The sequence below is a fragment of the Nocardia sp. CA-129566 genome (genome assembly GCF_050956075.1).
Classification (GTDB): domain Bacteria; phylum Actinomycetota; class Actinomycetes; order Mycobacteriales; family Mycobacteriaceae; genus Nocardia.
Window position 1 is genome coordinate 1,838,969 of record NZ_CP192085.1, and the last position, 13,214, is coordinate 1,852,182.

General features: G+C 67.6%; 7 protein-coding genes. 3 read left to right on the forward strand and 4 right to left on the reverse strand.

What is annotated here, in order from left to right; genetic code table 11:
- Window positions 1–35 precede the first annotated feature (35 nt).
- The 3 genes from ACQP0C_RS08410 (at window position 36) to ACQP0C_RS08420 (ending at window position 4,635) form a co-directional block, all read left to right on the forward strand.
- Window positions 36–812 carry an ABC transporter ATP-binding protein gene (locus tag ACQP0C_RS08410; protein ID WP_433732191.1) on the forward strand — a complete coding sequence of 259 codons (777 nt, stop codon included), beginning with the start codon at window positions 36–38 and terminating at the stop codon, window positions 810–812.
- Window positions 812–3,340 carry an ABC transporter permease gene (locus ACQP0C_RS08415; protein WP_433732192.1) on the forward strand — a complete coding sequence of 843 codons (2,529 nt, stop codon included), beginning with the start codon at window positions 812–814 and terminating at the stop codon, window positions 3,338–3,340. Before ACQP0C_RS08410 ends, ACQP0C_RS08415 begins: the two co-directional genes overlap by 1 nt.
- Before the next feature lie 467 nt (window positions 3,341–3,807).
- Window positions 3,808–4,635, forward strand: a complete 828-nt coding sequence (locus tag ACQP0C_RS08420; RefSeq protein ID WP_433732194.1) for a phosphatase PAP2 family protein — start codon at window positions 3,808–3,810, stop codon at window positions 4,633–4,635.
- 187 nt (window positions 4,636–4,822) lie between these two features.
- On the opposite strand, the gene ACQP0C_RS08425 is transcribed toward ACQP0C_RS08420, so the two are convergent.
- The 4 genes from ACQP0C_RS08425 to ACQP0C_RS08440 form a co-directional block, all read right to left on the reverse strand.
- The gene (locus tag ACQP0C_RS08425; protein WP_433732196.1) at window positions 4,823–5,977 is read right to left on the reverse strand and encodes a VWA domain-containing protein; all 1,155 of its coding nucleotides are present in this window, start codon (window positions 5,975–5,977) and stop codon (window positions 4,823–4,825) included.
- A gap of 253 nt (window positions 5,978–6,230) precedes the next feature.
- Window positions 6,231–8,870 (reverse strand): DUF5682 family protein, encoded by a 2,640-nt coding sequence (locus tag ACQP0C_RS08430; protein ID WP_433734478.1) that lies wholly within the window; start codon window positions 8,868–8,870, stop codon window positions 6,231–6,233.
- A gap of 115 nt (window positions 8,871–8,985) precedes the next feature.
- Window positions 8,986–10,095, reverse strand: a complete 1,110-nt coding sequence (locus tag ACQP0C_RS08435) for an ATP-binding protein (RefSeq protein ID WP_433732198.1) — start codon at window positions 10,093–10,095, stop codon at window positions 8,986–8,988.
- Window positions 10,092–12,953 (reverse strand): DUF5691 domain-containing protein, encoded by a 2,862-nt coding sequence (locus ACQP0C_RS08440; protein ID WP_433732200.1) that lies wholly within the window; start codon window positions 12,951–12,953, stop codon window positions 10,092–10,094. The genes ACQP0C_RS08435 and ACQP0C_RS08440 overlap by 4 nt, the downstream gene beginning before the upstream one ends.
- Between the last annotated feature and the right edge of the window lie 261 nt (window positions 12,954–13,214).

Consider the following 13,214-nt stretch of genomic DNA (forward strand, 5'->3'; position numbering starts at 1 on the left):
TGGCGCGGGCACGCGATGGCAGACAGACTGAACGCATGACTTCGCACGCCCTAGGCGCCGACCTCGAAAAATCGGCCGCCGCCACCGAGGTGGCGGCCCGCGCCATCGACCTGGTCAAGGTCTATGGATCCGGAGATACACAGGTCAGGGCACTGGATGGGGTATCGGCCGAATTCGCGAAGGGGGAGTTCACCGCGATCATGGGGCCCTCCGGATCGGGTAAGTCGACCCTGATGCACTGCCTGGCCGGCCTGGACAGCTCCACCACCGGCACCGTGCGGATCGGCGATACCGATCTGGCCGGGCTCTCGGACAAGCAGATGACCCGGCTGCGACGCGACCGCATCGGCTTCGTCTTCCAGGCGTTCAACCTGGTTCCGACGCTGACCGCGCAGGAGAACATCACACTGCCGCTGGATATCGCCGGACGTAAGCCCGACCAGGACTGGCTGGACACGGTGATCAAGCGACTCGGGCTGACCGACCGGCTCACCCACCGCCCGAGCGAACTCTCCGGCGGACAGCAGCAGCGCGTGGCCTGTGCGCGAGCGCTGGCCGGAAAGCCGGAGATCGTCTTCGGCGATGAGCCGACCGGCAACCTCGACTCCCGCGCCTCGGAGGAGGTGCTCACTATCCTGCGCGCGGCGGTGGATGAATTCGGGCAGACGGTCGTCATCGTCACCCACGAGCCGCATGCCGCGGGATACGCCGACCGGGTGGTGTTCCTCGCCGACGGTCGCATCGTCGACGAACTGCGCGATCCGACCGCCGAATCGGTGCTCGACAAGATGAAGTCGCTGGAGCAGGCGTAATGAGTGGCAAACCGATGCGCAAGGTGGTCTTGCGCAATCTCGCGGCGCACAAGGTGCGACTAGCGCTGACCCTGCTCTCGGTGGTGCTCGGAACCGCCTTCATCGCTGGCTCATTCGTCTTCACCGACACCCTGCAGCGCACCTTCGACGGCATTTTCGCCAATCAGGCCAAGGGCGTCGATGTGCGGGTGAGCCCGCAAAAGCAACAGGCCCAGGGCATTCCGCTGAGCGTGGTCGACGATATCGCGAAGATGCCCGGTGTGCGGGCCGTCGCACCGAGCGTCAACGGACCACTGGTACTGCTCTATCCCGACGGGAAAAAGGCCGTACAGACCGGTGGCGCACCGACCTTCGGCCAGTCCTATATCCCGCCGGATAAAGCGGTCGCCGAACCGGACAAGTTCGTGCAGGGCGCGCCACCGGCCCGCGAAGGCGAGATCGCGCTCAATACCGGTGGTGCGGAACGCGCGGGTCTGCACGTCGGGGACAAGACCAAGGTGCTGATTCCCTCCAACGGCGGCCCGATCGATGTCACCCTCACCGGCATCTACGAAGTCCCTTCCGACACCGGTGGATTCATCGGCGTGCTGTTCGACGACGCACAAGCGCGCAAGCTGTTCACCGACGGCTCGCATGTGGCCTACGTCGATATCGCCGCCACCGGGATACCTGGCGACGACCTGCGCGACAAGCTCGCCCTCATATACCCGGATTACAAGGTGCAGAACGGCGATCAGGTGCGCGCCGATCTGAAGAAGGAAGTCTCCAACGCGCTCAACTTCATCAACTACTTCCTGCTCGCCTTCGGCGCGATCGCGCTGATCGTCGGCACCTTCATCATCTACAACACCTTCTCGATGATCGTGGCCCAGCGGTTGCGCGAGCTGGCCCTGCTGCGCGCCGTGGGGGCCAGCCGACAACAGGTCGGCACCTCGGTGGTCGCCGAGGCCTTCGTCATCGGGTTGATCGGCAGCGCAATCGGTTTGGCGTGCGGCATCGGTCTGGCCTTCGGGCTCTCGGCCCTGCTCAACGCATTCGATCTCGGATTGCCGACCGGTTCGCTCACCGTGCTGCCGCGCACCGTGATCGTCGGAATGCTGGTCGGGCTGTTGGTGACGGTGGTCAGCGCCTATGCGCCCGCTCGCCGCGCCGCCAAGATTCCGCCGGTGGAGGCCATGCGCGAGGAGTTCGCCTCGCACGGAGAGTCGCTGCGGGTCCGGACCGGGGTCGGCACGGTGCTCGCCGTCGCCGGTGCGGCGCTCGTTGTACTCGGCGCGCAGAAGACCGGCGGCAATGCCGCTTTGACGGTCGGGATCGGCGCGCTCGGCTTGATCTTCGCGGTGCTGCTCGCCGCGCCCGCGCTGTCGCGGCCGGTGGTCGGCGTGCTCGGGACGCTGCTGCGGCCGTTCGGACCGATCGGGCGGATGTCGCGCAATAATGCCGCGCGCAATCCGCGGCGCACTGCGGCAACGGCTTTCGCGCTCACCCTCGGTCTGATGCTGGTGACCGCAATCGGCATGCTGGGCGCGTCGGCGAAGGCGAGCGTCGGCGTGCTCGTCGACAAGGGTGTGAAGGCCGACTATGTGCTGTCCGGGCCGCAGCTGATCGGTGTGCCGCTCGGTGCCGGTGACGCGGTGCGCAAGTCGGTGCCCGGCGTTGCCGAGGTGGTCGGGCTGCGCGGTGTCGCCGTCAAGGTCGGCGATGACCAGATCGGCGGCACCGAATTCGACGGCGCGGTCGACAGTGTCCTGAACTACGACATGCTCGAGGGCACCAGCACGTTGGGCGGTCACGATGTCATGGTGTCGCAGGACGAGGCCGATAAGCGCGGCTGGAAGCTCGGCGATCAGGTCACCGTGACCAGCCTCGGGTTCAAGAAGATTGCGGTCAAGGTGGTCGGCGTCTACAAGAAGACGCCGCTGCTCGGCTCGATGGTGGTGTCGCCGGTCATGTACGACGAGGTGATGCCGGTCAACTTCCGGACCAACCTGTTCATGTTCGTCAAGGCGAAGCCGGGCGCCGATCTGCCCCAGATGCGCACCGACCTGGAGAACGCCACCGAACAGTTCGTCGTGGTCCAGGTGCTGGACCGGGAGGAGTTCAAGGGCGCGCAGGGCAAGCAGATCAATACGCTGCTGGCCATCCTCTACGGACTGCTCGCGCTGGCGGTGGTGATCGCCATCCTCGGCATCGTCAATACCCTGGCGCTGTCGGTGGTGGAGCGGCGCAGGGAGATCGGCATGCTCCGGGCGGTGGGTATGCAGCGGGCGCAGGTGCGCCGGACCATCTATCTGGAATCCATGCTGATCGCGGTGTTCGGGGCGATTGTCGGGATGCTGCTCGGCTTGGGCCTCGGTGTCGGCTTCCTGCGCACGCTGCGTGACCTGGGGCTCGATGAGATCGCCATTCCGTGGAGCCAACTGGTGCTGGTGCTGGTCAGCTCGGCCGTGGTCGGTGTGCTCGCCGCGCTGTGGCCGGGTATCCGGGCCGCCCGGACGCCACCACTGGCCGCCATCGCGGATCTATAGGTCTGTTCCCGAGCGTTCGATGCCGACCGGCGTCGAGCGCTCGGGTGGGATGGCATCGCGGTCATAGCCGCTGCCAGGCCCATAGCGGATGTCGTGAACGGGCTCCGTTGAGTCGCTGTCGCAAGGAGTAGGTGACAACGACTCAACGGAGCCCGTTGTGCGTTGTGCTGCTGGCCTTCCGACGGAGCCCGACCGGTCGCGGTCTGGTGCAGGCGTCCGCGAACGACAGAGTGCGGGCGCTGTTCGAGGGGCCGGTGCTCACCGCACCGGCCGCGGCCATCGCACCGGATCGGCCTGCTGCGGTGAGTCGAAGTCGCGCGGCCATACGTGCGATGCGACGCGTTGTGTCTCTCAGATCACAAGTTGCTGAGCCTGCCTAACGATCGGTGCTACGGTAACCGGAGGCTACTACTCCGTTTAACGTCTGATTACGGCCTGGGGTTCGATGGGTAAGGAGGCCGCTGGCGATGGTGGCAGCGGGTCTCGGTGGACCGAGTGTGGGCTTTTCGCCCGCGTTCGGCGGTATCGCCGAGAAGATGAGGGCGGCGGTGCACGGCCGCGGCGGCGAGGCGGTTCGGCAGCTCGCGCTGATAACTGTGCTGTATCTGGCCTATCGGGTCGGGCGAATGGTCACCGCCGACGACACCGTGCGCGCACTCGGGAATGCCAGGAACATGCTGAGCATCGAGGATGCGCTCGGGCTGCCGGAGGAGACCACGGTGCAGAGCGTGTTCCTGCATCGGGACTTTCTCGCGGTAGGGGCCAACTTTTATTACGCCACCGCGCATTTCACGGTCGCGGTCGGTGTACTGCTGTGGCTGTGGGTCTTTCGGCCCGAGCACTATCGATGGACTCGAAACCTGATGGTGGCATTGACCGCGGCCGCGCTGGCGGTGCATATGCTGATGCCGCTCGCGCCGCCGCGCATGCTGCCCGAGTACGGATTCGTCGACCTCGCCGCGATACACGGCCAATCCGTCTACGGCTCTCCGGAATCCGGCGGCCTCTCCAATCAGTTCGCGGCCATGCCCTCCCTGCACGTCGGGTGGGCACTGCTGCTCGCCTTCGCGGTGGTGGCCGCGACCCGTGGCAGCTGGCGGTGGCTGGCGCTGGCGCATCCGGTGCTCACGACGGTGGTCGTGGTCGGCACCGGCAATCACTATTGGCTCGACGCGATCGTCGCGGTTGTCCTGCTCGGATTGGCGTCGCTATTGCATCCGCTGGTCGTGCCCGCGTCGGCCACCGCGTGGGGTGCCATGGGCCCGGTCCGTCCGGAATTGCTCCCGACGCGCTGACCACCGCAAACGAGCAAAACAAGATCAACTCGGGCGTACCATCGACGGGCTGATTTGTTTGCCCGGTTCAGACAAGGAGTCCGACCATGGCTTTCATCACCGCGTTCGACACGATTCTGGATGTCGGCGTCAAATTCCTGTCGATGCTTCAAAGTGTGGTCAGCCTGTCATCAGGTAGTTGAGTCCGTCAGGTGTTCCGGTTGGCCCAGGCCTGGACGTCGCCACGGTCCAGGGCCAAGGCGAGTAGATCCGGGAACTTGTCCGGCGTGCAGGCGAACGCGGGGATGCCGAGGGCGGCGAGGGCGGCGGCATTGTCGTGGTCGAAGGCAGGAGCGCCGTCGTCGGAGAGAGCGAGCAGGACCACCACTTGGACGCCGGATTCCCGCATGGAGTTCACCCGTCGCAGCATCTCTTCGCGAATGCCGCCCTCGTAGAGGTCGGATATGAGGACGAACAGCGTGTCGGCGGGGCGGGTGATCAGCGATTGGGAGTAGGCGATGGCGCGGTTGATATCGGTGCCGCCGCCGAGTTGGGTGCCGAAGAGCACCTCGACCGGATCGGTGAGTTGTTCGGTCAGGTCGACGACTTCGGTGTCGAAGACGACCAGCGAGGTTTTCAGCGAGCGCATGGAGGCGAGCACCGCGCCGAAGACCGAGGCGTAGACGACGCTGGAGGCCATCGAACCGGATTGATCGATGGCCAGCACCACATCGCGGCGCACCGCCTGCGCCTTGCGGCCGTAGCCGATCAGGCGCTCGGGGACGACGGTGCGATATTCGGGCAGATAGTTGGCGAGGTTCGCGCGGATGGTGCGGTCCCAGTCGATATCGCGCAGTCGAGGCCGGCTGACGCGGGCGGCGCGGTTCAGTGCGCCGGAGACCGCGGCGACGGTATGTGCGGCGATGCGCTGTTCGATCTCGCGGACCACCTTCTCGACCACCATTCGCGCTGTCGCCTTGGTGGTTTCGGGCATCACCCGATTGAGGCTGAGCAGGGTGCCGACCAGGTGCACATCGGGCTCCACCGCCTCGAGCAGTTCCGGCTCCAGTAGGAGCTGGGTCAGGTTCAGCCGATCGACCGCATCGCGCTGCATGACCTCGACCACGGTGGACGGGAAGTAGGTGCGAATATCGCCGAGCCAGCGGGCCACCTTGGGGGCCGAGCCGCCGAGACCGGCGGAGCGCTTACCTGAGTTCTGGTCGTCGCCGGTGTTGTAGAGGGCCGACAGCGCGCGGTCCATTGCCTCGTCGTCGGCGGATCCGAGATCGCCGAGCGGCTGCTCGGCGGCGGTGCCGAGGACCAAACGCCAACGCCTGGCCTGGGTTTCATCGATCGCGGTCATCCGGCCACTCCGGGAAGGTCGGTGGCGCAATGCCGCCACATGGTGTGCTGGTCGAGGACCAAACGCCGATGCCTGGCTTGGGTTTTGTCGATGGTGGTCATCGGGCTACTCCGGGGAGGTCGGTGGCGGTGTGATGTCGCCACATGGGGCTGGTCGAGGGCATGCGCATTCGGCCGCCGGTGGGCAGCCGGTTTCGCCGCCGCGTCGGATGTCGGGGCGAGCAGGGGCGCAAGTCGGCCAGATGCTGTCGGGCTCATGCCGGCACCCCCAAGATGTCTGCGACAGTGCGCATTGCGAGGAGACCGCGCTCGATATCGAAAACCGTGCCGTCGCCGGTGGACCCTGCTAGTACGCCGCCGTCGCGCACGGCCTGGCCGATGGCGCGGCGTTCTCCGGATTCGAAGGCGCCGAAGGTACGGCGGAGCAGGGGCAGGATTTCGACGAACATATCGTCGCCGAGGCCGCGCAGCCAATCGTCGATGAGGCGCAGTAACTCTCGGTCGTGGACGAGTAGCAGTCCGCGACCGCCAAGGAAGCCGTCGATCCAGGCGGCCTTGGCCGCGGCGGTATTGCCGATCGAGAGTGCGGCGGAAAGTCGGCGCGCGGAATCGGATTCGTCGATGCGCCCGGCGTCGGCGAGCAGTCGGACGGCGCGGCCGACGAGAGCGCCGTGCACGTCGTCGCGGTCGGCGAGGCGGCGCAGGGCGGCCAGCCATTCGCCGGTGGCCCAGTCGTCGTCGCGAGTGTGGATGGCGGTGTGCGCGGCATCGATCTGGGCGCGGAGTTGTTCGGCGGCTTCGGTATCGAGGCCGGTGACCGCGCCGGGCAGGCCCGCGCAGATGCGCACGAGCAGGCCGTCGGCGACGTGGGCGAGCGCCTTGGTGTCGGTGCCGCGCACATCGCCGTAGCGCAGCGTGCGGGTCAGGCCGGGGAGGGCGGCCAGTAGATGGGTCACGTCGTGATCGAGGGCCGCCGCGGATTCCAGGCGGGTGATCAGGCCGTCGGTGGCGCCGCCGAGGTCGGCGAGCAGCGCCACCTCCAGTGCGGCAGTGAGATCGCCGACGGTGGCCTCCGTGCGACTCGCGGTATCGAGGATTTTGGCCTCGGCCGCGGTGGCGATGGTGGTGCCCCAGCGCGAGGCCTCGATGATCGAGACCGCGAATTCGGGTCGCCACTGCAGCGCCCAGCTCTCCCGAAAGGTGCCGGTACTGCGGACTTCGCCGGTGGTCGGTGTGCCCCAGTCGATGCCGAGCACCCGCAGCCGGTGCAGCAGCCGCGAGCGTTCGACCTCACGTTCCTTGCGCAGGTCGAGATCGAGGTTGCGCGACAGGGCTTCCTGTTTGAGGCGAAGTGTGCGAATCCGGGCGCGTAGATCGGCATCCAGCGGGACCGTCGGCGTGCCCTCGGGTACGCCGCCGAGCGCCTCGCCGACCACCAGTTCGGTCGCGACCAGCCGCAGCATGGTCTCGTCGCCCGCGCACATTACCGACCGCACGGCCTCGGTGACCTCCGACAGACCTGCCAACGGCCGGGCCCGCAGCACCGCGAGGGTATCGGCGAGCCGAACGGATTCGATGATGTGCGCGCTGGAGACAGGCAGATCGTGGGCGCGCAGCACCCCGGCCACCTTGGTCAGCCAGCGCGCGATCGGCTGCTCGGTCTCGGTGAACAGGTGGTGATACCAGCCCGGCGAGGTAATGCCAGCGCCGTATCCGGACGTGCTCGCCAGCCGCGAATGCGTCCACGGCACCCACGTCACCGTCGCCTTGACCTTCGGAACCCCCTTGAGCAGCTTGGTATCCGCCGTCGCAGGCCCCAGCTTCCCGGTCAATGCCGGTGCGTGCCAGGCTCCACACACCACGGCGAGCCGCTGCGACCCCGCCTTCAACGCTTTGCGCATCGTCTGTCGCATGTACGCCTCACGCCGCAGCGTGTGCGCGTCGATGCGGTCGAACCCTATCGGTTCGCGCACAGTGTCTTCGGGTCCGATCGCTTCGCCGACCGAGTCGCCTGCAGTCGGGCTGTCGTGCGCATCGTCCAGCGAAGCATCCGCGGTTGTGCCGGTGCCTTCGGGCGTTATTGTCTCGCGCGCAGCGTCTTCTCCGCCGACTGAGTCGCCTGTGGTTGCGCTGTCATGCGTTTGGAAGCCAGACGCGTCGTCCGGCGAAAAGCCTGCGCTTGTGCCCGTGCCTTCGGGCCGTGTCGGTTCGCGCACAGTGACTTCACGGCCGATCGCTTCGACTGTGTCACCTTCGGCCGAGCTCTCACGCGTCTGGACGCCAGGCGCAACGTCTCGTCCGTGCGCAGGCGGCCCAAGGCGCCGGACGTCAGGCGCATGGTCTTCGCTTGTGCCTGTGGCAGTTCCGATCGCGAACCCGCCTTGTTCGGCGGCTTCCCGCAGCGCGCCCATCGCCTCGGTGATCGCGTCGAAAGCGTCTGCATCGGCGACGGATTCGACCACCGCGTCCCACCAGCGCTCGGCATCGTCGTAGCCACCCGCGGCCGCCAGTTCGGCCAGCGGGTCGATGCGATCACCCGGTTCGTCCTCGGCGGCTAGTGCGGCGCTCGCTGGCAGATCGCAGAAGCGCACCGGCACACCGTTTTCGACGGCATACCGCAGTGCCTGCCATTCCGGCGAGAACACCGCGTACGGCCAGAACGCGGCCTTGGCTGGCGCATCCGGCACATAGGCCAGCAGTGCGACCGGCGGCGACATCCCCTCGGCCGCAACATAGCCGACGAGCGGGTCCGCATCGGCCGGGCCCTCGATCAGAATCGTATCCGGCCGGAATTTCTCCAATGCGGTGCGCAGCGATCTGGCCGAACCAGGGCCGTGGTGGCGGATGCCGAAGATCCTGGTCACCGGGCCACTCTGCGTGGTGTCGTAGCGGATGTCCGGAGCCGAATCGTCGGCTGCGGTGTGTGTCTGTGTCACCCTGTTACCCCCGGGCTGAACATGCGGTGTCGCGGGATCATCTTGCGGCAGCTGATTGGCTTCGGCCGCAACCTCATCCGGTGACCTCGCGGCAGGCGCGGTAGAAGTCGGACCAGTCGGGGCGTTCACGGACAACGGCTTCCAAATATTCGGTCCAGATGACGGCGTCGGCCACCGGATCCTTGATGACCGAGCCGAGAACCGCGCCCGCGATATCGGAGGCACGCAGCGTGCCGTCGCCGAAATGGGCCGACAGTGCGATGCCATTGGTGATCACCGAGATCGCTTCGGCGGTGGACAGGGTGCCGGAGGGGGATTTGAGTTTGGTGCGGCCGTCGGCAGTCATACCGGAGCGCAGCTCCCGGAACACGCGCACCACGCGGCGCACCTCCTCGGCCGCGGCGGGGACGGTCGGCAGTTCGAGTGCCGAGCCGAGCTGCTCGACGCGGCGGGTGACAATGGCGACCTCCTCGTCCTCGCTGGCGGGCAGCGGCAGCACCACCGTGTTGAAGCGGCGGCGCAGCGCCGAGGAGAGATCGTTGACGCCTCGGTCGCGGTCATTGGCGGTGGCGATGACGTTGAAGCCCTTGGCGGCCTGCACCTCCATGCCGAGTTCCGGTACCGGCAGCGTCTTCTCCGACAGCACGGTGATCAGCGCGTCCTGCACGTCGGACGGGATACGGGTGAGTTCTTCGATGCGGGCGATCGCGCCGCGGCTCATCGCGGTCATCACCGGTGAGGGCACCAGCGCACCCTCACTCGGGCCCTCGGCGAGCAGGCGCGCGTAATTCCAGCCGTAGCGGATCGCCTCTTCGGCGGTGCCCGATGTGCCCTGCACGAGCAGCGTCGACGCACCGCTGATGGCGGCCGAAAGATGTTCCGATACCCAGGTTTTCGCGGTGCCGGGAACACCGAGTAGCAGCAGCGCCCGATCGGTCGCCAGGGTCGCGACCGCGACCTCCATGAGCCTGCGCGGCCCGACATACTTGGGGCTGATCACTGTGCCGTCGTCGAGTGTGCCGCCGAGCAGATAGGTGACCACCGCCCACGGCGACAGCTGCCAGGATGGTGGACGCGGCCGATCGTCGAGCGCCGCAAGTGCCCGCAGTTCCTCGGCAAAGGCCTGTTCGGCATGCGGGCGCAACAGCTCCGGCGTGGTGTCGGCGGTGGTGGTGGTGGTCACTGCAGCTCCTCGAGCATCATCGAGCGGTGGTTGAGGTCATGGGCGAGCTGATCGAAGGCTCGTTCCCAGTTCGGGTCGGCGCACTTGCGAGCCACCACGGTGGCCGCGCGTGCCGCGCCGACGGGTAGGTGCACGGCCGCCGCGGCGAGCAGCGAGCGGTGTGCGCTCGGGCCGGTGCCGTGCGCCTCGGGGCGTTTGGCCGCGGCACGCGCGCGTTCGAACAACAACAGCAGCAGGTGTTGGGCAAGGGGTTCCGGCCACGGATGACCCATGGCAGGCAGCAGGGCCTCCAGCTCGGAGAGCCATGCGCCGTCGAGTTGGAGCAGATGCCGGGTGCGATCGGGCAGCGGCAGCAGTGCGAACAGTTCGCGTCGCCGCAGCATCGCCAGATCGGTCGGCACTCCGGCATCGAACAGCGCCCGCGCCCAGGTCGGATCGTGTTGTGCCAATGCGGCATCCACCCAGCCGTCGAACAGCGGTTGCCGGAACCGATCGACGATCTTGGCCTGGGTGGCCTTATCCGGTGCGCCGAGCGCGGACTCCCAGTGCACCAGCGGTGTCGCGGCGATGAGTTGGCGCAGCCGTCCGGCGCGCAGGTCCGGTGTGCCATCCCAGCGATAGGTGAATTCCACGGTGCGATCGGTGATGCCGTCTCTGCGGTCGGCGTCGTCGAGTTCCTCTGGAACGCGGACAACCAGATTCGGATGCAGCAGTTGGTGTTCGACACTCACCCAGTCCCCAGCCCGTCGCATCATGCGCTCGGCGTATGCCGAATTCGGCAGCAGCGGTAGCAGCCCCGCCGCGATTCGCCGGACATCCGATCGCCGATCGTCCAGCGCCGTTTCCAGCAGTGGTTCATCGGCGGCCGAAAGCCCGTCGGCGAGTACGGCGAGCAGCTCCGCCTTCAGCGGACCGGATTCCTTCGGCCAGGACGCGGCCAGTGCGGCCCGCGCCGCATCGGCATCGCGACGACGCAGCTCGGCCAGCCATTCCCGGCGTTCGGGTGGCTGACCGAACTGCCAGCTCTGTTCGGTCGGCGCGTCGGAGTGCATCTGCCGCACCAGGTCTCGCCATACCGGATGCCGGTCGGCCAGCCATCGACCGCGGGTTCCGGCCAGGCGCAGCAGTGGCTCGCGCAGCTCGATGTTCGCCTTCGCCTGCTCGAGCAGCAGGCTGCACAGCGCGTCCGGCGCGCGATAGTCGAATGGTGCTGCGGCGGTGAACCATTCGGGCAGGAAGGCGGACCGGTCGCGCAGCAGCCGGGACAGCCGGGCGGCCGCGGCCCGTGGCATGAGTCGCCGAGCGTCATCCTCGGCGGGTTCGGGCCTGGTCGCCCTGGCGACGGAGGTGCCGCCGCGGGCGAAGGCGCCGCGCAGTGCCGCCGATTCGAGCAGTATCAGCGCGGGGTCGCTGCGCAGCCGCGTCGCCGCCGCCGCGACCGGCGCGTCCAGCCGTGCGGTATCCAATGCTCTGCGGGCCGTGCCGAGCAAGGCCACCGAGGTCAGATCCTCCGACAGCGGCGCGGCGGGTGAATCCGACGTGCTACGTGTCGGGTAGTCCGTGCTGCCGACATCGATGATCTCCCCCGCGATGAACGCCGAGATCGGGACCAATCCGGCGACACTCCACTCGGCAGCCAGCGTCACCGGATGTCCGCCCGATACCCCGAGTAGCCGCCAGGGCTGCTCGGTGGCCGCGACGGGCAGTGCGGTACCGTCGGATTCGGTAATGTACCAGCCGTTTTCGGTCCACACCGGCACGACATCGGTGAGCAGCACCGGACACGACCGCAGCCAAGGGTCACCACTCAGTGCCCTGGCATGCTCGGCGAGCGCGGCGGCGATCGTCCCGTCGAGCACCGGCAGTGTGGTGAACGGTTCGGCCGCACCGTGCCGCTCACCCCACAACGCGCGCAGCGGCGCACCGCTCGGGTAGTAGTGCAGCTCCGCGTCGGCCATCATGCCGGGCAGCGGCACCTCCGTCGAGAAGTTCGGCGCACCGAAGGAGTGCTCCAGCAGCATGGCCCAGCGCCGAGTCTGCCTGCCGTACAACCAGGTTCGGCGGGTATAGAGCCGCTCCTCCTCGCTGGTGCGGATGCCGAGGACCTGCCATTGGTCCCGGAGCGCCCGTTCGGCGCGCACGGTCTCGGCGGGCATTGGATAGCCGATATGGGCCCGGATGCCGGCCTGCAGTTCCGGGGACAGCTCGTCGAGGCGACGGTGGGCGGCGACCAGCAGATGCAGCCTGGCGTATTCGGCCAGCACGACGTCCGGCCAGTCCGCCCGGTTCACCACCGTGGTCGGCAGCTGTCGCAGCGCGGCCGCGACGCCCGGCGCTTGTGCGTCGACCATCCTGGCCGCGATCGCCTCGAAGGCCCGGAACGAGCGATCGGTCTGCGCCAGCCCGGTGCGCACCTGATCACCGAGCCAGATGTCGAGCTCCTCCAGTCCCGCGGTCACGCGCACCCGCCGCTGTTCGGCGGTCGCCGGGTTCGCAGTGCGGGCCTGTGGGTCCTTGGCGGGCTGGGCGGCGCGGGCCGCGCGTGCGTTGATCCATTCCGCCGCGAAGTCCGCGATCGGCGCGGTTTCCGCGACCGCGCCACCCGACCAGTTCAGCAAGAGCGATAGGGCATGCTTGCACGGGAACTTGCGGCTGGGACACGAGCATTTGTACGCGGGCCCCGCCAGATCGACGATCGTCTGATAGGGCTTGGCTCCGCTGCCTTTGCACAGGCCCCACAGCGCGGTATCCGACCGGCCGGTGCCGTGCCAGCGCCCGGCGAGCTTGCGCGCCGCGGCGAGTGAACTCGCATCAGGCGCCAATGCGTTGACCTGGTCTTCGGTCCATGGCGCGGTCATTTGACTGCTCCCGCCTGGTTCATCCGGCGGCTCCGGATCGAGTGTGCGTCATATTTCCCCCGTTTCTCGGTTGACGGATTTCTACCCCGGCCCACCGACAAGTTGGGTGGTGAACGGATATTTTTCCCGGAAAACGCTGCGCGAAAGCCATATTCGGTGGCATCGCAACCTTGCGCTGGTTGTCCGATTCTGGCATTCTGTCCTGTTCGGCTCCGACCGAGCCACCCAAATCGGGTGACACACCATCGAGCTGCCCGCCGG